25 protein-coding genes are annotated in these 22,976 nt (G+C 45.9%); 11 read left to right on the top strand and 14 right to left on the bottom strand.

Annotated features, from left to right (window positions below):
• Positions 1 to 286: 286 nt before the first annotated feature.
• Genes kdpA through kdpC form a run of 5 tightly spaced genes read left to right on the top strand, consistent with a single transcriptional unit; the run spans position 287 to position 6,318 of the window.
• A complete protein-coding gene (kdpA, locus tag IM319_RS12195; protein ID WP_287686322.1) occupies positions 287 to 2,032 on the top strand; it encodes a potassium-transporting ATPase subunit KdpA in 1,746 nt (581 codons plus the stop codon).
• A 15-nt stretch (positions 2,033 to 2,047) separates the two neighbouring features.
• Complete coding sequence (gene kdpB, locus IM319_RS12190; protein WP_287686324.1) at positions 2,048 to 4,207, top strand: potassium-transporting ATPase subunit KdpB; 2,160 nt, start codon at positions 2,048 to 2,050, stop codon at positions 4,205 to 4,207.
• Positions 4,207 to 5,424 (top strand): DNA cytosine methyltransferase, encoded by a 1,218-nt coding sequence (locus IM319_RS12185; RefSeq protein ID WP_287735783.1) that lies wholly within the window; start codon positions 4,207 to 4,209, stop codon positions 5,422 to 5,424. Before kdpB ends, IM319_RS12185 begins: the two co-directional genes overlap by 1 nt.
• A gap of 40 nt (positions 5,425 to 5,464) precedes the next feature.
• Positions 5,465 to 5,671, top strand: a complete 207-nt coding sequence (locus tag IM319_RS12180) for a potassium-transporting ATPase subunit F (protein ID WP_159291727.1) — start codon at positions 5,465 to 5,467, stop codon at positions 5,669 to 5,671.
• A 2-nt stretch (positions 5,672 to 5,673) separates the two neighbouring features.
• Positions 5,674 to 6,318 carry a K(+)-transporting ATPase subunit C gene (gene kdpC, locus IM319_RS12175; RefSeq protein ID WP_287735782.1) on the top strand — a complete coding sequence of 215 codons (645 nt, stop codon included), beginning with the start codon at positions 5,674 to 5,676 and terminating at the stop codon, positions 6,316 to 6,318.
• Here the strand turns inward: kdpC and IM319_RS22725 are convergent.
• The 10 genes from IM319_RS22725 to IM319_RS12125 form a co-directional block, all read right to left on the bottom strand.
• Entirely contained in the window at positions 6,292 to 6,549 is a 258-nt protein-coding gene (locus IM319_RS22725) for a zinc ribbon domain-containing protein (protein ID WP_425185091.1), read from the bottom strand. The genes kdpC and IM319_RS22725 overlap by 27 nt on opposite strands.
• A complete protein-coding gene (locus tag IM319_RS12165; RefSeq protein WP_287735781.1) occupies positions 6,462 to 6,854 on the bottom strand; it encodes a hypothetical protein in 393 nt (130 codons plus the stop codon). Before IM319_RS12165 ends, IM319_RS22725 begins: the two co-directional genes overlap by 88 nt.
• A gap of 170 nt (positions 6,855 to 7,024) precedes the next feature.
• The gene (locus IM319_RS12160; protein ID WP_287735780.1) at positions 7,025 to 9,367 is read right to left on the bottom strand and encodes a GUN4 domain-containing protein; all 2,343 of its coding nucleotides are present in this window, start codon (positions 9,365 to 9,367) and stop codon (positions 7,025 to 7,027) included.
• 491 nt (positions 9,368 to 9,858) lie between these two features.
• Positions 9,859 to 10,311 (bottom strand): hypothetical protein, encoded by a 453-nt coding sequence (locus tag IM319_RS12155; protein WP_287674356.1) that lies wholly within the window; start codon positions 10,309 to 10,311, stop codon positions 9,859 to 9,861.
• 118 nt (positions 10,312 to 10,429) lie between these two features.
• On the bottom strand, positions 10,430 to 12,268 hold the full coding sequence (modB, locus tag IM319_RS12150) for a molybdate ABC transporter permease subunit (RefSeq protein WP_287735779.1): 1,839 nt from the start codon (positions 12,266 to 12,268) through the stop codon (positions 10,430 to 10,432).
• A gap of 3 nt (positions 12,269 to 12,271) precedes the next feature.
• Positions 12,272 to 13,069, bottom strand: coding sequence for a molybdate ABC transporter substrate-binding protein (gene modA / locus IM319_RS12145; protein ID WP_287735785.1), 798 nt, complete (start codon positions 13,067 to 13,069; stop codon positions 12,272 to 12,274).
• Positions 13,070 to 13,225: 156 nt separating this feature from the next.
• Complete coding sequence (gene pyk, locus IM319_RS12140) at positions 13,226 to 14,647, bottom strand: pyruvate kinase (protein ID WP_287686217.1); 1,422 nt, start codon at positions 14,645 to 14,647, stop codon at positions 13,226 to 13,228.
• A gap of 166 nt (positions 14,648 to 14,813) precedes the next feature.
• The gene (locus IM319_RS12135; RefSeq protein ID WP_287686216.1) at positions 14,814 to 15,035 is read right to left on the bottom strand and encodes a DUF2283 domain-containing protein; all 222 of its coding nucleotides are present in this window, start codon (positions 15,033 to 15,035) and stop codon (positions 14,814 to 14,816) included.
• Positions 15,032 to 15,304: a hypothetical protein gene (locus tag IM319_RS12130; RefSeq protein WP_425185089.1), complete on the bottom strand. Its 273-nt coding sequence runs from the start codon at positions 15,302 to 15,304 to the stop codon at positions 15,032 to 15,034. The genes IM319_RS12135 and IM319_RS12130 overlap by 4 nt, the downstream gene beginning before the upstream one ends.
• Positions 15,305 to 15,452: 148 nt before the next feature.
• Positions 15,453 to 16,055: a choice-of-anchor R domain-containing protein gene (locus IM319_RS12125; RefSeq protein ID WP_287735778.1), complete on the bottom strand. Its 603-nt coding sequence runs from the start codon at positions 16,053 to 16,055 to the stop codon at positions 15,453 to 15,455.
• Positions 16,056 to 16,321: 266 nt separating this feature from the next.
• On the opposite strand from IM319_RS12125, the gene bchM reads away from it, so the two are divergent.
• From bchM to IM319_RS12100, 5 genes are all read left to right on the top strand, one after another.
• Positions 16,322 to 17,014: a magnesium protoporphyrin IX methyltransferase gene (bchM, locus tag IM319_RS12120; protein ID WP_286826097.1), complete on the top strand. Its 693-nt coding sequence runs from the start codon at positions 16,322 to 16,324 to the stop codon at positions 17,012 to 17,014.
• Between the two features lie 3 nt (positions 17,015 to 17,017).
• Positions 17,018 to 17,785, top strand: a complete 768-nt coding sequence (panB, locus tag IM319_RS12115) for a 3-methyl-2-oxobutanoate hydroxymethyltransferase (protein WP_287686214.1) — start codon at positions 17,018 to 17,020, stop codon at positions 17,783 to 17,785.
• Positions 17,778 to 18,272 (top strand): peptide-methionine (S)-S-oxide reductase MsrA, encoded by a 495-nt coding sequence (msrA, locus tag IM319_RS12110; RefSeq protein ID WP_287735777.1) that lies wholly within the window; start codon positions 17,778 to 17,780, stop codon positions 18,270 to 18,272. The genes panB and msrA overlap by 8 nt, the downstream gene beginning before the upstream one ends.
• 51 nt (positions 18,273 to 18,323) lie before the next feature.
• Positions 18,324 to 18,632, top strand: coding sequence for a carbon dioxide-concentrating mechanism protein CcmK (locus IM319_RS12105; RefSeq protein ID WP_002732196.1), 309 nt, complete (start codon positions 18,324 to 18,326; stop codon positions 18,630 to 18,632).
• A 104-nt stretch (positions 18,633 to 18,736) separates the two neighbouring features.
• Positions 18,737 to 19,084, top strand: coding sequence for a carbon dioxide-concentrating mechanism protein CcmK (locus IM319_RS12100; RefSeq protein ID WP_287735776.1), 348 nt, complete (start codon positions 18,737 to 18,739; stop codon positions 19,082 to 19,084).
• 74 nt (positions 19,085 to 19,158) lie between these two features.
• On the opposite strand, the gene IM319_RS12095 is transcribed toward IM319_RS12100, so the two are convergent.
• The 4 genes from IM319_RS12095 to cbiT form a co-directional block, all read right to left on the bottom strand.
• Entirely contained in the window at positions 19,159 to 19,482 is a 324-nt protein-coding gene (locus IM319_RS12095) for a hypothetical protein (RefSeq protein ID WP_287735775.1), read from the bottom strand.
• Between the two features lie 78 nt (positions 19,483 to 19,560).
• The gene (gene cobA / locus IM319_RS12090; RefSeq protein ID WP_287735774.1) at positions 19,561 to 21,078 is read right to left on the bottom strand and encodes a uroporphyrinogen-III C-methyltransferase; all 1,518 of its coding nucleotides are present in this window, start codon (positions 21,076 to 21,078) and stop codon (positions 19,561 to 19,563) included.
• 77 nt (positions 21,079 to 21,155) lie between these two features.
• Complete coding sequence (locus tag IM319_RS12085; protein ID WP_286826092.1) at positions 21,156 to 22,067, bottom strand: phosphatidate cytidylyltransferase; 912 nt, start codon at positions 22,065 to 22,067, stop codon at positions 21,156 to 21,158.
• A gap of 48 nt (positions 22,068 to 22,115) precedes the next feature.
• Complete coding sequence (gene cbiT / locus IM319_RS12080; protein ID WP_287735773.1) at positions 22,116 to 22,706, bottom strand: precorrin-6Y C5,15-methyltransferase subunit CbiT; 591 nt, start codon at positions 22,704 to 22,706, stop codon at positions 22,116 to 22,118.
• 91 nt (positions 22,707 to 22,797) lie between these two features.
• On the opposite strand from cbiT, the gene IM319_RS12075 reads away from it, so the two are divergent.
• The coding region (locus tag IM319_RS12075; protein WP_287735784.1) for a helix-turn-helix domain-containing protein at positions 22,798 to 22,976 on the top strand (179 nt) is incomplete at its 3' end.

Below are 22,976 nucleotides of genomic sequence, written 5' to 3'. Positions count from 1 at the left end.
CAGGGCTTGCGGTGTCAGTCTGTAGAGCGACCATAAGACCAGAACAGAGTAAATCTGTTAAGGCAGGTGCGAAAAATCCTTCGGGAAAGAAGCAGAAACCCAAATCGTGAGGTTTGGGAATCGCCGTCCGTTTTACGGCGGTGAGGATGTCAACCATTTGTTAATGATCGCTAATGATTAGACAAACTAGGTTTTCAGCAAGCGGTTTCGAGACAGCGAACCGGTGATTTTCCCGGTTGATCGTTGATCGAGCCTCCACGGGCCTTTTTTTGGAGTTGATCGAACCATGTTGCAAGGATGGATTCAAATCGCGCTCACGATCCTGATAATCGTGGCAATCACCCCCTTTTTCGGGCGGTATATGGCTAGGGTGTTCATGGAACGGAGAACCTTACTCGACCCACTGTGCGATCGAACCGAGAGTCTTCTTTACACCTTCGTCGGGGTGAAAGGGAAAGAGAATATGACCGGCTGGCAGTACGTCCGCGCCGTTCTCTACAGTAACGCGGTCATGGCAATTCTGGTTTTTTCCCTGATTGCCGGCCAAGGATTCCTTCCCCTCAACCCGACCGGAATCCCCGCCCCCACTTGGGACACCACGCTACATACTGCCATCTCCTTTATCACCAACAGCGACCAACAGCATTATTCCGGAGAAACCACCCTCAGCTACGGGAGTCAGATCTGGGGTCTCGGCTACCAGATGTTCACCTCGGCCGGAACCGGTCTAGCGGTGGGGATTGCCTTTATTCGGGGACTGACGGGGCGACCGTTGGGCAATTTCTACGTGGATCTGATCCGAGCGATCACTCGTATCCTCTTACCGATCTCGATCGTGGGGGCAATTGCCCTGATCATCGCCGGAGTCCCGGAAACCCTCGCGGGCCCGGCGATCTTGCCGACGCTAGAAAACCCCAACCTGAGTCAGGCGATCGCCCGCGGTCCGGTGGCCCACTTCGAGATTATTAAGGAATTGGGAGAAAACGGCGGCGGCTTTTTTGCCAGCAACTCGGCCCACCCCTTTGAAAACCCGAACGGATTCGTCAATCTGGTGCAGTTGGTAGCGATTCTCTCGATTCCCACCTCCCTAATCTATACCTACGGGGTTTTCGCCGATAATCTCAAGCAAGCTCGGTTAATCTATCTAATTCCCCTAGGTATCTTCATCGGCTTTACGATCATCACAGCGATCGGGGAATATAACGGCAACCAGGCGGTTAACTCCCTGCTAGGGGTGGAGCGAGCGGTTAACTTCGAGGGCAAAGAAGTGCGCTTCGGTTGGGCGCAATCGGCCCTGTACGCGGTAACTACCACGGCCACCATGTGCGGTGCGGTGATCGCCATGCACGATTCCTTGATGCCGAACGGCGGCTTCGCCACCCTCTCGAATCTGTTCCTGCAAATAGTCTTCGGCGGCCAGGGAACCGGCACCGCCTACCTGTTTGCCTATCTGATCCTGGCGGTATTCGTCACCGGGCTAATGGTGGGGCGAACCCCCGAATTCCTCGGGCGCAAAATCGAGAAACGGGAAGTGGTGTTAGCGAGTTTTTTAATTCTGCTGGTTCACCCGATCGCCATCCTCATCCCCGGAGCGATCGCCCTTGCCTTTCCCGACTTTCAGGGCATCAGTAACCCCGGCTTTCACGGATTATCTCAAGTTATCTACGAGTACGCTTCCGCCGCCGCCAATAACGGGTCGGGATTCGAGGGACTGGGGGATTCCCAACCCGGGCCGATCGCGATTGCGGCTGGGGCGAAACCGACGATTACCGCTCTCTGGTGGAATCTGAGCGCCTCCTTGAGTTTACTCGCCGGACGGTATATACCGAGCGCCGCCCTGCTCTTGTTAGCCGATGGGATGTCCCGCAAACAACCAGTTCCCGCCACCACCGGAACCCTCCGCACCGATACCGGACTCTTTACCAGCGTGACGGCGGGGGTGATTTTAATTCTCGGTGCGCTCACTTTCTTGCCGATATTAGCCCTCGGGCCGATCGCGGAAGCCTTTCAAATCACCCGGATGATCGGCTAGGAGTTTAGATAATTTATGAGAATGAACAAAGGAAATTCTAAATCCTCTCGCCCTTTGCGAGTGCCGAGAGGTCGCCGGGACGACCGCCGCCACACCCCCAAGGTAAACCGGACAGGTCTCTATCAACGCGCGATCCAGCAGTCCTTCCTCAAACTCGACCCGCGCATCGCCGTGCGTAACCCGGTCCTGTTCGTGGTCTGGTTAGGAACGATCGTCACGGCCCTGGTCACGATCGACCCGCATCTATTCGGCAGAATCGCCGGGGATAGGGGACAACAACGGCTACTTAACGGCATCATCACCCTCATCCTCTTCTTCACGGTGCTGTTCGCCAACTTCGCCGAGGCGGTCGCCGAGGGACGGGGAAAAGCCCAGGCCGATGCCCTGCGCTCCACCCGCAGCGACACGATGGCCCGGAAAATCCTTGCCGACGGCTCGATCGAGTCGGTCAGTTCCACGGCCTTGGGTCGGGGCGATCGGGTAAAACTGGTGGCCGGGGACGTGATTCCCGCCGACGGGGAAGTGATCGAGGGAATCGGTTCGGTGGATGAATCGGCGATCACCGGAGAATCGGCCCCCGTCCTCAAACAACCCGGAACCGACATCGCCAGTTCCGTCACCGGCGGCACCAGGCTTCTCTCGGACGAGTTGACGGTGCGGATCGCTCAAGATCCCGGCCGGGGTTTTATCGATCGCATGATCTCCCTTGTGGAAGGGGCCGAGCGCACGAAAACCCCCAACGAGATCGCGCTGACGGTACTTCTGGCCGTGTTAACCCAAGTCTTTTTAATTGTCGTCGCCACGATTCCGCCGATCGGGAACTATATCGCCGGTTTCCTGGAAACGAGTCTCGGGCCGGCGGTTGCGGATACCTTTCGGGCCGGTTCCAGTATCGCCATCTTGATCTCCCTCCTCGTCGCCCTCATTCCCACGACGATCGGCGGTTTATTGAGCGCGATCGGCATCGCCGGCATGGATCGTGTGGCTCAGTTTAACGTCATCGCCACCTCTGGGCGCGCCGTGGAAGCCTGCGGCGACGTCAATACCCTCCTTCTCGACAAAACGGGAACGATTACCCTCGGAAACCGACTGGCTGACGAATTTATCCCCGTGAACGGTCATAACCTCGAGGAATTAGCCCGCATCTGTCTAGCGGCCAGCCTTTTCGACGAAACCCCGGAAGGACGCTCGATCGTTGCCTTAGCCCGGAATTTGGGCGCGAACCTCTCCATCGATGGCCAACCCGGCGAGGGAATCGAATTCTCCGCTCGTACCCGCATGAGCGGCACCGATATGGACGGCGAGGAATACCGTAAGGGAGCCGTAGACGCGATTAAAGGTTTCGTCCGTTCCCGCGGTGGTTCCGTTCCCGAGACCCTCGATCAGGCACAGGAAAGGGTTTCCCGTTTGGGGGGAACTCCCCTCGCCGTCTGTCGGGGTAACGATATCTACGGGGTGATCTATCTCAAGGACATCGTGAAGCCGGGATTAAAAGAGCGTTTCGACCAATTACGGCGCATGGGTGTGAGAACGATCATGCTCACCGGCGACAACCAGATCACGGCGGCGGTGATCGCGGCGGAGGCGGGGGTGGATGATTTTATCGCCGAGGCCACCCCGGAAGATAAGATCGAGGTGATCCGTCGCGAGCAAGCCAAGGGCAAGTTAGTTGCCATGACGGGAGACGGAACCAACGACGCACCGGCACTGGCCCAGGCTAATGTCGGTGTGGCGATGAACTCCGGAACCCAAGCGGCGAAGGAGGCGGCCAATATGGTGGATCTGGATTCTGACCCGACCAAGCTGATCGATTTAGTCACCATCGGCAAACAGTTATTAATTACCCGAGGCGCCCTGACCACGTTTTCGGTAGCTAACGATATCGCTAAGTATTTCGCTATTATCCCGACGATTTTCGCCGCTGCTGGGATCGGTGCTTTAAATATCATGGGTTTGAAAAGCGCTCAATCGGCGATCGTCTCGGCCCTGATCTACAATGCCCTGATTATCCCTGTTTTGATTCCTCTGGCACTTCAAGGCGTTCAATTTCGCCCCCTTACTGCCGACCAACTATTGCGGCGCAATATCCTCATCTACGGGGTGGGAGGCATGATTGCGCCGTTTATTGCTATTAAGATTATTGATGAGATAATTTCAGCGATCGGGTTGAGGTAATGGGAAAATCTGCAATATTTAAGCCTAGTTTATTCGGATTGAAGCACTCGAATCGGGATTTTAACCAAAAAGAAACATGGGGTAAAAATCAATTTAATTCCTCATTTCCAGCTTCTTTGTGCGCTTACTTGGATTGGAAAGGACTGAAAAATGTATATCTGAAACTCGATGAAAATTTAAAAATTCAACCTGCGGAGTTAAGTACACAAGAGTTATACGGTTTAGCTCCCGATTCCGATAATTTATTTTACGCTTTCGAGAGTCAATTTAGAGGAGGGAGCAAAATGATCACAATCGATTTATTCGCTGGTTGTGGTGGTTTATCTTTAGGTTTCCAGAAAGCGGGGTTTACTATTGTGGCCGCATTTGATAACTGGATACCTGCTATAGATGTCTATAGAAATAACTTTAGTCATCCGATATTTAATGTCGATTTATCTAGAGAATCTAGCCAAGAAATATTTGCTCAATATAATCCTGAGATTATTGTCGGCAGCCCTCCCTGTCAAGACTTTTCCAGTGCGGGTAAGAGAGACGAGGGTTTAGGACGAGCGAATCTAACGCTCACATTCGCTGAAATTGTCACTAGAGTAAGTCCGCAATGGTTTGTTATGGAAAATGTGGACAGAATTGAGAAAAGTAAAATACTCACTCAAGCAAAACAAATTTTAAAAAAACATGGTTATGGTTTAACTGGAAAAGTTATTAATTCTTGTTACTGCGGAGTTCCTCAAACTAGAAAAAGATATTTTCTGATCGGTAAAATGAAGGAAGAAGATGATTTTTTAATCGATGAAATCAATGAAAATCTATCAAGTAAACCTCTGACTGTATTTGACTATATGGGCAAAGAATTAGACATAGAATACTATTATAGACATCCTAGAAGCTATCAAAGAAGGGCGATATTCAGTATTTATGAACCTAGCCCTACTATTCGAGGAGTAAATCGACCAGTTCCCAAAACCTATCGACAACATCCCGGTGATGCTTGTCATCTCAAGGAAAAACTAAGACCGCTAACAACGAGGGAGCGAAGCTATATTCAAACTTTTCCTAAAGACTTTATTTTTACAGGAACAAAATCTAATCTAGAACAAATGATTGGCAATGCTGTTCCTGTTAATTTGTCCAGATATGTGGGCCAATGTATTCTTAACTATGAATTGAAAAAGGGGAACAAGACAACCTATCGACAACTACAGCTATTTTCTTGATTTACTGGCAAAAACAAATCTCCAAAAAACTCTAATTCTTATGAAAGCAGCCCCTAGAAAATACCGATTTTTCTGGTATATTTTCTTAAATTTCTGTCTGACAATTCTTTTCTCCTCCATCGTTCAAGCTTCTACGGGAAGCACTATCGATAGGTGGCAAGCTTCCGCGTTAACCCTTTTAGGATTAGTCGCCTTTGCTTTATTTATCTATCTGTTCTTGGTCATCTTTATACCAGAGAGGTTTTAATTATGAGTTTTGCACGCGAGGCAGCTAAAGCCATCCGTTCTACCCTAGTTCTCTGGGTGATCACTGCGCTGATCTATCCTTTCTCGATGATCGCCATCGGTCAAATTCTTTTTCCCTGGCAAGCGAACGGGAGTTTGATCACCAATAATCAAGGTCAAGTGGTGGGTTCGGCTCTAATTGGGCAACCTTTCACCAGCGATCGCTATTTCAATAGTCGTCCGAGTACCACCGCCTACAGTACGGCCGATCCGAAAAACGATCCTAACAAAGTCCTGCAAACCGGAATTTCGGGAGCGAGTAACCTAGCTCCCAGTAACCCCGTGTTGATCGATCGCATTAAAGGAAAACCCGATCCCGATCCGGCAAAAGCTATAGAGGGGGAGATTCCCCGATTAGAGAAAGCGACAATTAAACCCACTGCGGATCTAGTATATACCTCCGGTTCCAGTCTCGATCCTCATATCACCCCAGAGGCTGCCAGAGCGCAGATCGAGCGGGTGGCGCGGGTGCGGGGATTACCGCCAAATCAAGTGGAGATCCTCGTTACCAAAAACACCGATGATCGCTTTCTCGGCATTTTCGGCGAACCGGGGGTTAACCTGCTGAAACTGAATTTGGCTCTAGATGCGATCGCAAATACCCGATAGTACCGGGAAATTCGGTGAGTCGGATAAAGATAGAGACTCTTTTTTGTATCCACAATTGGAACAGATTTTGCTACTGGGGAACCATCTATCAGCTACGATTAACTCCGTACCATACAACTGAGTTTTTTTGTTGGCTTTTGAAACTATTTCAATAACTTGAACCTCCTTCTGAAGTGCGGAATGTAGCCATCTAAAATGCCTCTGAGGGGGTTGCGGGCTTTTTCTTCTAATTTTTTACCTCGCACCCAAAGGACAGTACAAAATCCGAAGATAACTAGCCAAAATAGGGATATTGATTGCCATTCCCAAGATAGGCGATGATACAGGGCAAAAGAGGTAAACCCAAATACAATGGGAAACCAACAAAACCAAGGAAAAGCTAATATCGACAAGAATCGCACCCATCGCGAATATGTTTTTTCTTTAGCCAGATACCAAATTCCCAAACCAAAGACAATAGCCATATCCACAGCCAGAGTCACAACCACAGTCACAGCAACAGCCCCAACCCCAGCCACAGCCCAAGTCCCAGCCACAGCCCCAACCCCAGCCCAAAACACAGATCGAAAATATAGAGTCCATTTGGTATCTTTCCCAAAATACTTACCCAGTATGGATTAGAGCGAATTAGCCAAAATACCTGTAATTCTTACCCGTGAAGCGTCACAAGAGAGATCCCAAATAGGTTCTATAAGTCTGTTATATATTACAGGTTACAAGTCGCTGCGCGAGAAAAAAATACTGACCTCCATTGTCCAACATCGAATATTAGCTTATAACCACTAGCAGGTAAATGTCCCAATTGACTAATCTCTAATAAAAAAGTTAGCTCATCATATCTCAACCATTCTCCGTCCCCGCGCCAACCCACTTGGTTGGCAAATTTTCTATAGACATCATAATCATACTCTCCTGGGACACCACCGCAATCCAGCCAGACTTTTTTCTGCACAGAAAAGCCAAATTTACCGCCGCTATTATCTACCCAGAGCTTATCAATCGTGCGTAATTCCTCACAGGGAAAGTTTTCAGCACTTTCTTCATCTAGCCAGCCTTCATCTTCCCTTTTAGCAATTAACAACATTAACCGCGCCGTTTCCTCATCGGCTTCGCGCCATTGGCCATTTTTCAGATAGGTTTCTAGTTGAGTAAAGAGAGAAGTCTGTCGTTTTTGTTCTAAAAATTCCAAACCTCGACGTTTTTTAACAGGTAATTCTCGATAACATCGCTCCGCTAATCCCTGAGCTTTAGGATTATCTTCTTGATTATAGAAATACACAATAAAATCAGTCGGATTAGTCAATAAAGTTGCATACATAATGCAAGCCTCGTACCAGAGATTTTGCTGCCAATTTTCCTTGAGTAAATTTTCTTGCTTTAACCGTTTAATCTCCAAAGCAATTAAATAGGACTGAAAAAGATTATGGGCAAACTCATAGTATTCATCCTTTTTCAAAATTAACTCGCTCACATGAATTAACCGCTCTACAAAATCCTTAGCCGAAGTGCTTTCAGGATAACCCAATTCCTGAATAAAATTTTGTGTAGAACTCAGTAATTCTGAATATTCAATCGTGGTTGTATTTCCCATTTTCAGGGCTAACTGTTGCAATACCAGTTGACGATGATTTTCCTCATTGTTATCTAAAATCATATCAATGCCCCTAGCTTGAGGGCGAGTGATCAATTGCAGATCAAAAATTCGGCGAAATAAATCCACTCGTTGCTGAGGTAATTTTTGTCCCGAGCCAAAGTTTGCCCGATGTAACTGTACTATCATATTCAGATTTAAGGGATTTCTCGCCAAGGCTAATAGAGTAGAACTTTCCCCGGAATCATCGAGAGCAAATAACTGATTAATTAAATCCTTTGCTTTATTATCGGCAGCTTCTTGTTTAGCTTTTAAACTTCTGCTAACTCTGGTTTCCTGCTCTTGCCAGAAATACCATTTATACACAAAATCCCGAATATTTTTATCGGTAAATTCATTAATAAACACCTTTTGCCGAGGTTTATGCTCAGAGCTAAACGCTTGATAGCCTTTCGGACGAGAGGTTAAAATAAAATAGTTTTGGCGAAAATCTTGCCACTGTTTGCCAATCCATTGACTGACTTTTTCGGCATATTCGGGTTTAACTTCATCAAAACCATCAAACATCACTAACATTCGCTGATGAGTTAAATGATTTTTTGCCCAGTTCTGAGGTAAATCTAATTCTTGAGAAATATCTTGTTTTAGATGTCGCTCAATTAAAGTCGGTAAATCCAATCCTTCTGTGGTGGTAATCACTTCCTGCCATCTCCGTAAACGTAAAAAGACAGGAATTAAAAAAGGTGCATTTTGTTTCGGTTGTTTTAGAGCGTAGTTATAGGCTAAATGACGCAATAAAGTCGTTTTTCCTCGTCCACCAGGAGCCAGAATTAACAACCGTAAATTTGTCCTCTTTTTAGCCCGTCGCAATAAATTCCAAATATCATCCCCCGTACCTTTAGATTCTTCTTCTGAGGGCAGTTCTAATTGACTCAGATCCAAATTAATAAAAATTTCTTCTAGTTCCGGGGTAGAAAAACCAAAGATTGCATCTTCAATCCCTTCAACATCATCATAACGACAATCTGAATCTCGTAATTTAATTAAATATTTCCCGTCAGGATTGGCTAATTGCCAACGTATTTTTTCCAGTCCTTTGTCTAGCCAAACAAAAAAGCTTAAGGCTGTACCTTTACCGTGATCTTTACCTTTGGTTCTTGCTACTTCTAAAAACGCTTTAATCCAGGCTGATCCGTAGGTAAAAAAGCCCGTGACGATAAAAGTGACTACCCCGACAATAATCGCCTTAACCGTGTCATGTTGATTAACCCAAGTTACGATGCCTGTAATGCTACCCCCGATAATTGGAAGGGGAGGAGCGGAGGTTCGGAATTGATGGGCAAAAAAAGCAGTGATTTTTCCCGTCCAAACTTGAGCCTGTTCCTTTTCCTGGTCAAAATCTGATTCTTTTTTCTCTTCAGATTCGGATTCTTCTGACTTTGCGGTTTTATCGTCCATAAATCCCCTTTGATCAACCTCTTCTAATTATACTAGACCCCTTTGGAGTGGTGTTATTGGCTTATACCATTTTTCAAAAACCAATTAATAAATCAATATCGCTTTTTTCGGAAGATATAATAAATTTTTGAGTAGGGGCGAAGCATTCGGACAATAACCCATTCCTGAAACCGGAGATTTTCTATCGGAATGCTTCCCTCGTACTCAGAACCAATATAACACTAATGGGACTTAGGCGTTTTCGGTCAGCAAAAAAGGCTCAAACCATTACGGGACAAAGGGTTAACCTGGATTTATGATTTTCCTTGATATATCTGGGTTTCAGCGATTTTGGGCTTCTCGAAGTAAATCCCAAGCGGGGATTGGAGTTGAGGCTTTTCTCGATTTGTTTTTTGTCTAAGTCCCACTAATTCATTAATCAGAAAAATTACTCAAAAAACTCTGTGTCCTCTGGGTCTCTGTGGTAAGCAATCAATTACTCAATCGACACTTTAGACATCTTCCACTACTTTTACCATTCCTTCTCGACCAACTTCTCCCAACTTTTCTCCCCAAACCTCCCAGCAATCTTCACAGGATTTTCCTACTCGTTCTTTGACGTTAATTCGGTAGTAAAAATGTGTTTCATTATCTCCCACTAATTCCCCCGGAAATATTTCCCAATTGGGACTAACTAACAGCAGGAGTTCGTTAATTGGATCGTAAATATCTACATCTGGATGCGCTCTTTCGGCAATTCGCCTTAACTTGATATCTGGCAGATACATGAATTTAGGTTCACAGCAGGAATTGACCATCAGCCACAGACAACCTGGCCCCTCCACTCGGTAATTAACCCACGCAATCGCTGCTGCTATTTCTAACATTTCATCCGGCATTTCATCAGGAGTGGGTAAGTGTAAATCCACTCGCATTATCCAATCACAAGATTCCTTTTCAGTCATGATTTTATAACTCCAGATAAAACTTTTTCACTAACTAATGACACGAGCGGGTATTTAACGGGATGGTCTTGGATTTTAGAAGCTCTATATCTGTCAGCACTTGATAAAAATTAACCTATTACTTTAATAATAATAAACGCTGGGGAGATAAAGTAACAGTCCAAGGCAAAGCTTGCTCCTTGATTTCTAACCATTTATCCTTATATAACTCTGCTTGGATATGAAAATCTCTGTCATGATTGGAGGGTTGATTAAGTTTCAGATAGAGAGTCACCCGATGGGGTCCTTCAATGGCATCAGCTAACCAACAGGGAAAAGTATTAATATCGCTTAAATCTCGACCAAAAATAATTTGATGGGCGCGAATTCCCGTATGAGCTAAATAGTCGGGAATCCTGGAAACAGTGTGTAATTTAACATCCCAATCAATGGCTTCCAATTGTTGATTATTAATGATTACAGCACGGGAAAAATTCTTACAGCCCGTAATTTTTGCCAAACTAACGCTATCTGGTCGGTCAAAAATTTTCTGTTTAGAATTATTAGCAATTGCCCGCCCTTTTTCCATAACTAATAAATTCTCACATATTCGATAGGCTTCATCCATATTATGGGTAACAAAAATTGTCACGCCATCGTAATTACTTAAAGTTTTGATCATCTGACGTTCTAATTGAGCGCGTAGATGGGTATCAAGGGCAGAAAAAGGCTCATCTAATAATAAAGCTTCCGGACGACTAGCTAAAGCGCGAGCGATGGCGACCCGTTGCTGTTGTCCCCCCGATAATTGATGGGGATAACGGTTTTCCATGCCGGGTAACTGCACTAATTCTAATTGGTTGGCAATCTGCTGACGGATAATTTTTGTGGGTAACTTTTGCGAGAGACCAAAAGCGATATTTTCTGCCACGGTGAGATGGGGAAAAAGGGCATAATTCTGCACCACAAAACCGATACGACGCTGACGACTGGGGAGATTAATTCTCTTTTCGGAATCGAAGAGAATGCGCCCATTTAAGACAATACGACCCCTTGAGGGCGTTTCCACACCAGCCAGCGATCGCAAAATCAGGCTTTTTCCCGACCCCGAAGCTCCTAATAGTCCTAGGGGCTGATTTTGGCAGTTAAAAGTTACCGATAGGTTAAAACCGGGTAAATATTTCTCTATATCGACAAATAAGCCTATTTTATCTCTATAATGGGGATTTTCAGCTTCTAAAAGGGCAAAATCGCGACCCTCCCAGGGTTGCAGCCAGTCTTCCATCTCGTTAGGTTTGCTTTCTCCCGGTCGTCCTAATTGCTGTTTGCGTTGACTTTGCCAGAGATTAACGGCGATAATTCCCGATAGGGAGATTAATATGATGATAAACACCCATATCCAAGCCTCGGTCATCGCTCCTGCTTCCACAGCAAAGAAAATCGCCATCGGGATAGTTTGAGTTTGCCCCGGAATATTACCCGCTAACATCAAAGTCGCCCCAAATTCCCCCAAAGCGCGGGCAAAAGCTAGGGTTAATCCTGCTAATACTCCGGGGAAGGAGAGGGGCAAAAGTACGCGCCAGAATATTTTCCCTTCCGATGCCCCTAAAGTGCGGGCAACCTGTAAAAGATTGGCATCCACCTGTTCAAAAGCGCCGAGGGTGGTTTTGTACATCAGGGGAAAAGCTACCACCGTCGCGGTGATAACGGCGGCATACCAAGTAAAAACGATGCGAAAATTAAATAAGTCTAATAACTGTCCTAATAGTCCGTTTTTGCCGAATAGGAGCAGTAAAATGAAGCCTAGCACCGTCGGGGGCAAGATTAGGGGCGCGACGAAAACTCCCTCGATTAGGGATTTCCACCGTCCGCGATAGCCCAACATCCAATAAGCGGCGGTAATACCGAGAAAAAAGATGATTATCAGGGCAATGGTGGCGGTTTTCAGGGATATCCATAGGGGGGAAAAGTCTGGCATTGTTTATCTGGCTATTCCGAAGCCGAATTTTTCAAAAATGTTTTTAGCGGCCGCGCTGGTGAGATATTGGGCGAAAGTCTTGGCAGCTTGCGGGTTTTTACTAGCTTTGATTACAGCTATCGGGTAAATAATCGGAGAATGGAGATTATTGGCAGCCGTGGCCACTACTTTTACTTGGTCGGAAATTTTGGCATCGGTGATGTAAACAATGCCAGCATCGGCGTTACCAGTCTCTACGGCGGCGAGAACATTACGGACAGAGTTAGCAAAGACCAGTTTTGGTCTTATTTGCTCTAAAATGCCGATATTTTTCAGAACTTCTTCGCTGTACTGACCGACGGGAACGCTGCGCGGTTCACCCACGGCAATTCTTTTGACATTACTGTTAGTCAGGGAACGAAAATCGCTAATTTTTAGGGTGTAATTCTTGGGAACGATTAAAACTAGGCGATTAGTGAGCAGTTTTCTTCTGGTACTTGTATCGATCAAACCAGCTTTTGCTAAAGCGTCCATTTGCTTAGTCGCGGCCGAGAGGAAAACATCGGCCGGCGCACCTTGTGTAATTTGCTGTTGCAAAGCTCCCGACGCACCGAAGTTATAGTTAACTTTAATGTTGGCATGGGCTTTTTCAAACCCCGGCTTGATTTCTTCTAGGGCATCTTTGAGACTAGCGGCGGCAGAAACTAGAATTGTCTGGGTTTGCGCGGTGGTGATAGTAGATGAAAAAAGGTTTATGCCTAGAGATAATAAGCAGCTAAGGGCAATTGAGCCGATAAAAGCCAGAAAATATCGTCTTTTCATCAAGATTGATAGCAAGCGATCGATATTTATACCTCTATCACAACCAATCCACCGCCCGAAATCTGTATCTAGGTTTTGCGGCAAAAAGTTTTTCGTGGGGTGTGGGGTGTGGGGTGTGGGAAGAATAAATAAAAATAATCTCCCGACTCCTAGAACTTACGAAATCGTGTGAATTTTGAGGAAATTAGTGCCTTTAGTTTTCTGCATGGGAATTCCCGCCATAATCAGGATTTTATCGCCCGATTGCGCTAGATTTTTCTGAAGCAGAATTGATTCCGTTTGCTTTAACACATCCTCAAAGACAGACACCTGATGGTCAAGAAGAATCGGGATCACACCCCAGACTAGATTGAGACGGTGATAGACTCGTTGGTTGGGAGTCATGGCAATGACGGGAACCGAGGGACGTTCCTTAGAAGCCAGTAGCGAAGTGTAGCCAGAAGTGGTAAAAGTGACAATATAACGGAGATCAAGGGTTTGATCGATCGCCACTAAAGCCTCACTGAGAGCGTGAGTTTCATCGGACTGATTGGGGGGAACATTATCAAACTTCACATCCGCTTCCACATCATGGGCGATTTTGGCCAACATAGCCACTGCTTTGACGGGAAAATCTCCCACTGCTGATTCCCCCGATAACATCACCGCATCGGTTCCATCGATAATCGCATTAGCCACATCACTAGCCTCGGCCCGAGTCGGTCGGGGATTGTGAATCATGCTTTCTAACATCTGGGTGGCAGTGATGACGGGAATAGTTTTCATGTTGCAGAGTTTGATAATGCGTTTTTGCAACATGGGGACTTTTTCGGGACTTAATTCTACCCCCAAATCACCCCGGGCCACCATAATTCCGTCACATTCCTCGATAATTGACTCCAAATTTTCGATCGCTTGCGGTTTTTCAATTTTAGCTATCACTGGCACATCCGCACGATTTCTCTCGGCTAAAAATGCTTTAATCGCCTTGATATCTTCTCCTTTACGAACAAAACTCAGGGAAACCCAATCAACCCCCTGAGAAAGACCAAATTCTAGGTCTTGTTTGTCTTTTTCGGTCATGGAAGGTAAGCGCAAATTGAGACGGGGTAGATTGACTCCCTTGCGACTTTTGAGAATTCCTCCCTCCAACACTTGACATTTTAGGTCTTTTCCGTTAATTTCAACGATTTTTAGCTCTAATAAGCCGTCATCAAGGAGAATTTGCTCACCTAGCTGTGCTTCCTCGGCCAGATAGGGATAATCGATCGCAACGGTGTTCGGTTCTCCCTGATACTCATCCATGGGTACAAGGGTGAGATAATCGCCGTTGTTGATGGTAATGGAACCATTGGGGAGATTACCAACGCGAATTTTCGGCCCTTGTAAATCTTGCAGGAGAGTGATCGGATTGTCTAATTCTTGAGAAATTTGCCGTAAAAGGCTAACAACTCTCGCATGATCTTCGTAGCTACCGTGGGAAAAGTTTAGCCGCGCTACATTCATCCCCGCACCGATCATCTCCTTAAGGACTTCCGGCGAATTACTGGCAGGGCCGATCGTGGCTACGATCTTAGTTCTATGGGTAATAATTGACATGGAACCCTTATTGACCGAATCTTGGAACGATTACATGATATTCACTTTAGGTTAACTAACGGTGAAGCGGAAAACAAATTAAGCTTTTCCACAGACTTGTCCCATTTTTCTTTATTCGTAGCAAGCATCTTTCTCCCCCTCTCCCAGGGGTTGGGGATGAGGGGAATTAACTATCTCTGCCATAAGCGAGGGTCTTCACCCCGACATTTGAGATAAACTCACCGAGTTGCACTTTTTTGCTGGCGTTATCAATGTCTAAACCGACTAGATTCCCTAATTCATCGTAATCAGCAACGACACCTTCAGCAATTTCTTGGCTATCAACACTGGGTTTGTCTGTAAGGTGGATATAAAGGGAGTCCGTTTCTGGGTAGTAGTTAATCTTCATGGTTTAAAGCTCCTGTCTGGAAAGGTATTATGGATAGTAATCTTGTCTGCTAGGGTAACGACTCTCAAGTAACGATCGCCAAATTCTTCTATTTTTGCCCAAAAGCGAAAACGATTATCTTCTTGGGGTTCACAACGGATAGGGTTTTCGATCACGTAAATACACCATTCTTTTTTGAGGTAAGGGCGTTTTGTCAAAACATCATTTTTAAAATAGCTAGTAAATGTATATTTTGGCATGGCAATTAATTCATCAAATTTCAAGGTCACTAAATCTAATTTTCGGCTGTCCCGCTCCCCCCTAACCCCCTGATGTCGGTAGGGCAGGGCTTGGGGTGAGGCAAAACCTCCCTTGTCTGGTGCTAAGATAGAACCCCAGCACCAGATAAAAAAAGTGGAGTCACCCCCACCCTACTTCTTATTTTTGTTTTTTCAGTCTAGAGACCAACCCTAATCCTCCTAATCCTAACAGGGCAACAACGGAACTGGGTTCAGGAATAGACTGGGACTGTTCTGTCCCATTAACGCTAAATTGGTAAGGGCCATCAGTAGGGTAAGAAATCCAAGTTCCCCCTTGATTTGTAGAGTCAACGTAACCAGCACCAATAGTCCAGCCAGGGAGTCCTGTTTCAGAGTCAGACGATGTATAACCCCAAGAGTAAGTTCCAGAACCAGATAAAATTCCACTGACTAACCAGTAAGTGGTACTGGCGGTTAATGCCTGGGAGGTAGCAAGGGTAAAGGTGTTATTGGCGAGACTGGTAGTAATAGAACCAGGGTTGGTAAAAGTGGTTATCAGAGTGCCAGGAACTCCACTATTGTTGCCATAGAGACCAACAAACAAGTCACCTGCGGTGTTTTCTTGCAATAAAAGAGTGACAGATTCAAGATTATAACTGCCACTGCCAGTGGTAAAGCTTGATCCTGTCCAGGCGGTGGAATGAACAGTACCGTCGGCACTATTTGATTGAGTTAAGTTTTCAACAAGGGTGACAGCAGAAGCCTGTTGTCCTAAAGCCAAGGAAACAAGGAGAGCAAGGCTACCCCCCCCCGATTTTTGCCAGAATTTGCTGATTTTTGCTCATTTTTAAGCTCATAAAGTGAAAGATAGAACGATGCTTGATTGATGGTTTATCTTCTGAGACACTGCCTAAAAAATAAACTCACCAGCAAAATAGCAGAGTTTCTCGTTTCTGGCAAGGGTAGAGAGACCCAAGACTAAATCCCTAAAACCGGCTTTCACGGTAGGATAAACTAATAACCATCTCCGCTCGTTTAGATTTCGTTATGACCAACACATTAGACGATAAAGCCATAGTCAAGGACTATTTTAACGCCACAGGATTCGATCGCTGGCGCCGGATTTATGGGGATGGCGAAGTTAACAAAGTACAAAAAGATATTCGCATCGGTCATCAACAGACGATCGATACCGTTATCGGTTGGTTAGAAAGTGATGACAATTTGCCTAATCTCTCGATCTGTGATGCCGGTTGTGGAGTCGGGAGTCTTAGTATTCCCCTCGCTAAAGCGGGCGCAACTATTTTCGCTAGTGATATTTCTGAGAAAATGGTGACAGAAGCCAAGGAAAGAGCAGCCAAAGAGTTAGCAGATACCAGTAAACTCACCTTTGCCGTTCAAGATTTAGAAGCATTAACCGGCCAATATCACACGGTCATCTGTGTTGATGTTCTTATTCACTATCCCACAGAAGAAGCCTTAGGAATGATTAAACACCTGGGATCCCTAGCTCAATCCCGTTTAATCCTCAGTTTTGCCCCTAAAACCTGTTTATTAACCATTCTCAAGAAAATTGGTCAATTTTTCCCCGGTCCGAGTAAAACCACTCGTGCCTATCAACACAAGGAAAAAACTATTGTCGCCGCTCTCAACGAAAATGGCTTTAAAATTGAACGGACGAGTATGACTAGCACTCGTTTCTATTTTTCCCGTATCCTCGAAGCTGTCCGCAGTGAATAAATAATGGCAGTCACCACCAACAAATTAATCGAGTGGAAACAGCAAAAACGCGCGATTGTCACCCTCACAGCTTGGGATTATCCGATCGCGCGACTGCTCGATCAAGCAGGAATTGATATTATCTTGGTAGGTGATTCCTTGGCTATGACCGCTTTGGGCTATCCTACCACTTTACCGATCACCCTAGAGGCGATGATTCACCACGCGGCGGCCGTGTCTCGCGGGGTAAAACAAGCTTTAGTTGTCTGTGATTTGCCTTTTCTCAGCTATCAGGAAAGTGTCAGTCAGGCAATTCACTCGGCAGGAAGGATGTTAAAGGAAGCAGGAGTGCAAGGGGTAAAATTAGAGGGAGGTTATCCCGCTATGATCGAGACTATTAGCCGTTTAACCGAGATAGGCATCCCTGTTATGGGTCATATCGGATTAACTCCCCAGTCGGTCCATCGGTTAGGATACCGTCAGCAGGGAAAAACTCCATCGGATGCACAAAGATTAATCGAGGAAGCTTTAGCCTTGGAGAAAGCGGGAGTATTTGCCCTGGTTTTGGAACATATTCCCGCCAATTTAGCCGCTACTATTACCGATAAATTGACCATTCCGACGATTGGTATCGGTGCGGGGGAGGATTGTGATGGTCAGGTGTTAGTAACGGCGGATATTCTAGGATTAACCGAAAAAGCTCCCCCTTTTGCCAAAGTTTATGCTAATTTAAGCGAGACAATTACAAAAGCAGTGGTGGAATTTGCCAAGGATGTGAGGGGAAATGAATAGCGGCGAAAAAGCTACTTTTGGGGCCGGCTGTTTTTGGAAAACCGAGGACTCATTTCGGCGTTTACCCGGGGTTTTAGCGACTTCTGTGGGTTATATGGGGGGAAATTTCCCCAATCCTAGTTATCTCGATGTGTTATCGCGAATTACCGGTCATGCGGAAGTGGCACAAATTGCCTATAATCCCCACGAAATAAGCTACGAGGCGTTATTAGCCGTTTTTTGGTCAATCCATGATCCGACTCAGTTAAATCGCCAAGGACCGGACCGGGGAGAACAATATCGATCGATTATTTTTTATCACACCCCGGAACAAAAGTTAATCGCCACTGCTTCCAAGCGTCAACTACAACTATCGGGAAAGTTTCAGCAGGATATCGTTACTTTGATCGAACCCGCAGGAGATTATTATCTGGCTGATCAGTCCCATCAACAGTATTTAGAGAAAAAACTGCCGCGAGCGGTCGAGGATTTCCAGAAGAAAATATAAAGACAGGTTCGGGGTATAATGTAAAGTTGCTTTCGCAGGAGATCAGGAAAAATGCCCGAGGCGGTCGGAGTCATTCAAACGTTGGGTTTTCCCCCCGTTTTAGCGGCGGCGGATGCCATGGTTAAAGGGGGACGAGTCACCCTAGTTTATTTTGATCTAGCGGAAAGGGGCGAATTTTTGGTGGCGATTCGTGGTCCGATTTCCGAGGTTAAACCAGCAGTAGAGGCAGGATTAGCGGCGGCGATGACCGCTTTTGGTGGTAATGTGGTCAGTCATTACATCGTACCGAATCCTCCAGAAAATGTACTGGCAGTTCTACCAGTGCAGCATACGCCTAAGTCAGACCGTTTTCGCAGTTAATTTCCCTAGCGATTTGCCCCAAACTAGACTATAGTTAAAGACTGGAAAATAGATTGGATTCTATCAATTAAACTTATCTGATTTTTGTTATTAGGAGTTAATTTATGACAGCCCAACCCGCGGTGGGATCGATCGAGACCAAAGGTTTCCCCGGTATTCTAGCGGCCGCCGATGCGATGGTAAAAGCAGGACGGATCACGATTGTTGGTTATTTAAGGGCAGGAAGCGCCCGTTTTACCCTCAATATTCGTGGGGATGTACAGGAGGTAAAAACCGCTATGGCTGCCGGCATTGAAGCGGTCAATAAAACCGAGGGGGCAGCTTTAGAAACCTGGGTAATTATTCCCCGTCCTCACGATAACGTGGTGGCTATTTTACCGATCGATTATAGCGAGGCAGTGGAACCTTTTCGCGCTGCTGCCGACGGTGCGCTCGCTCCAATTCGTCGTTAATATTCAAGGTCAATTTTTTGTTACCGGTTGGAACTTGTCTAGTTCCAACTTAGTTTTTAATGATGATTTAAGTTTTAGTCAAAAAACCGAATTTGATAATTGCTGCAAGCAACAGTTGCACCGATAACAGTGACTATCAAAGCCCATATTTGAACCGTTGCCCTTTCTTTCAAGTCTTTGACATCTTCTTTGAGTTGGGAAACTTCGGTCTCTATTTTCGGCAATACTTCTAGCTTTATTTCTATTCCCTTCAGGTTTCTGATATCGTCTTTGAGTTGGGAAACTTCGGTCTCTATTTTCGGCAATACTTCTAGTTTTGTTTCGATTCGCTCTAACCGATTGTCAAGTTTAGCGAGAATATCTTTTAAGTCAGTTTCAATGATAATAGGGTTACTCATGGGGAGATTCCTAGATTTTTATGGCTTTGTTTATCGTCAGATTTGGGAATCGCCGTCTGTTTTACGGCGGCGAGGATGTCAGGTCTTACTCGACTCGATTAGAGCGCTGGTCAACCCTTCTAGGGTGTATTCTCGCGCCTCGATATCAACACGACCAAATAACTCTTGACAGGTTTTTGAAGTTTGCGGACCGATAGAAGCCAGACAAACTTTTTCTAATAGGGAATTAACCGATAATTCTCCCGTTTCTTGTCGCAATAACTGATAAAAATTCTGGACGGTTTTGGAACTAGCAAAGGTGACTATATCGACTTTTTCATCTCGAAACGCTTCCCAGATCTGACTATCCATGCGCGCGGGACATCCGGAATCATAGGCGGCCACTTCCGTCACCTGACCAGCTTTGGCCGTTAATTCCTTAACCAATATCTCTCTCCCTCCCGTTTCCACGCGCGGAAAGAGGAATTTTTGCCCCCTAATCGGGTCGGGAAACTCGTTTACCAAAGCATCAGCGACAAAATCCCCCGGGATAAAATCCGCCTTTAATCCTCGTGAGTGCAAAACTTGGCTGGTTTTTTTGCCCACCACGGCGATTTTTACGGTCGCTAAAGCTCTAGCATCTTTTCCCCAAAATGTCAAGCGCTCGAAGAAAAAATTAACAGCATTGGCAGAAGTTAAAATCAGCCAATCAAACTTTTTTAACTCACCGATGGCATCGTCTAAACCTTGCCAACTGGAGGGGGGACGAATCTCTAAAGCGGGCATTTCTAGGACTTCTGCGCCTTGATTTTGCAAAATTTCGCTAAATTGACTCGTTTGCTCGGCGGCACGGGTAATAACAATAGTTTTACCTCCTAGGGGTGGGGGAGAGGACATAATCGCCAGATCCACAACTTGACCAATGACCATAATAGAGGGTGAGAGGGACACCCCGGCGGTTTGAGCGAGAATATTTTCTAAAGTGCCGCGCCAAATTTGTTGATCCTTGCGTCCCGCCTGGCGGATAATAGCGATCGAGTCGTGAATATTCCGCCCATTTTGGCATAATTTCTCGATAATTTGCCCCAAAGACTGACCGGCCATCAATAGCACCAGCGTATCAATTTTAGCTAAAGCTGACCAATCGAGAGACTGGGGATCGTGAGCGCTCAAGACCGCAAAACAGCGACTAATATCCTTTTCGGTCAGGGGAATTCCAGCTAATAAAGGAGCGGCCAAAGCGGAGGAAATTCCAGTTATCAGTTCAAAATCACAGCCAGCCTGCTTTAGGGCTAACATTTCAGGATATACTCGCCCAAAAACCCCCGGATCACCACTTTTGAGCCGAATAACTCGTTTTCCCTCTTGACAATAATTAACCAATATCCGATTAATCTGATTTTGCTCGGCGCCGGGTTGTCCTCCCCGTTTGCCCACATCGACTAAAATACAGGTTTTCGGCACGAGGGAGAAGATTTGACTATCCACTAGGGCATCATACAGCAAAACCTCGGCCGTGGCTAAAATTGCTCGCGCTTGCAGGGTGAGAAAACTGCTCTGACCGATTCCCGCACCGAGAAGATAAACTTTACCCCGGGGATAGACGACTCCTGACATAATCGCAAATTTGGGTTTAATCTTTAATTTAGCACTGGAGAACTCAAGGGCGCAGCGACCGGAGAAGATACAAACTACTAACGCAACAAGGGCAGCAGTAAAGTGACGAAATAATATACTAGGGGAGCGGTGAACACATAACTATCAGTGCGATCGAGTATACCACCGTGACCGGGGATTAACTGCCCGGAATCCTTGACTCCGGCATCGCGTTTCATCATCGATTCGGTCAAATCACCCAATAAACTGACAATACCAATTAATAAGCCCAAAATTAAGCCGGTCAGCTGCCAATAGGGCCAATCTAAATACCAAGCACCCAACTCGGCGATCGCTATACTGCCTAAAATGCCAAAAAAGGAACCTTCCACGGTTTTTTTGGGACTAATCAGCGATAAACTGGTTTTACCTAACCATTTTCCCATGATGTAAGCTCCGATATCGGCGGCCCAAATGCAACCGAAAGCTAGAAAAGTCACCGTCAAAGCGGCCGGGAATAATTTCGGTTCCATCCACGATTCTGGCCAATATCCCATCAGGGGTAAGTTACTGGCCATAGCCACAGGATTACTTTCAGGAGAAAAACCGACCCGTAAACGAATCCAATAACTAGGTAAGTAACCACCATAAAACAGACCGAGAATTGAGGTGGAAATGTCGGCAATTGTCGCCATTTTTGGCTGAAAGAGCAGATAAAAACAAATTAACGCCCCAGCGAGGGGAAACATGGCATCGGTGAGGGGGGCTGCCATAGTTGCCGTCAGTAGTAATAATTGCGAAACTACGAGAGTGGTTTTAGCGGCCGGTTCAATGCCTTTAGCGCGAACTAAGCGAAAATACTCCAATTGTCCCAAAAAGACGATAACACCGATGCCGAGGGTGAAATACCAACCCCCAACGATAATAATTCCCAGTGCGAAGGCAATAGCAAAAATAGCGCTGACAATGCGTGGCCAAGGCATGGTTAATCCAGAGAAGTTAGGCGGCATTGTTCTAATTATATAGATTAAGAAAACTTTATGGAAGGTTATCCCCAATTAAAGTTTATCGCCACTCAGGATGAACATGGGATCAACGGCGGCAAAAACTTGGTGAATACCCCTAGTTTCTAGGCGATTTACTGCCGCTTGGACGATCTCGATATTACGCGCCTGTAAATTAGAAAAGCCTTCGGAAAATTGATAGAGGGTTTCTAAATTATTGGCCGTAGCCACGATGCGGCCGTTGGGTTTCAGGTATTGCCACACTTCTTGCAGGACTGATTTAATCGGTTTGCCGCCCTCGATACAGACGCGATCGGGTGCTAGGTATATATTGGCTAGACAATCGGGAGCGCTGCCTTCAAAAACCGTAACATTTTTTACCCCGAAGCGATCGCAATTACGGCGGATTAAACTGGCCACTTCTTCATCCCTTTCAATGGCAATAATCGGACTATTGGGGCATAATAAGCCAATTTCAACGGGAATAGTGCCGGTTCCTGCCCCGATATCCCAGAAAACCCCCCCATCACCTAACCTCAAAGCGGAAATCATCAATAATCTCACCTCGCGTTTACTCAAGGGAATCCCAGGCAAACGTTCAAACAATTCATCGGGAATACCGGGGGTTTTATATAACCAAGTCATCGAAAATTTTGGGTCTGAAACCCCGTCGTTCTACGACGGCTTTACCGTTAAATACTAGCGCATTTACGGAATATATGCTTAAATGTGAGACATGGAAAAAGCCTATTGGTTCCGATTTTACCCCACACCAGAACAAGAGTCGCTATTGCGGCGCACTTTGGGCTGTGTAAGATTAGTTTACAATAAAGCTCTCCATGTCAGAACACAAGCATGGTACGAAAGACAAGAAAGAGTAGGATATACTGAAACTTCTTCAATGCTAACCGATTG

Source organism: Microcystis sp. M113S1 (assembly GCF_020246945.1).
Taxonomy (GTDB): Bacteria; Cyanobacteriota; Cyanobacteriia; order Cyanobacteriales; family Microcystaceae; genus Microcystis.
This window is presented reverse-complemented; position numbering and strand designations above follow the sequence as displayed.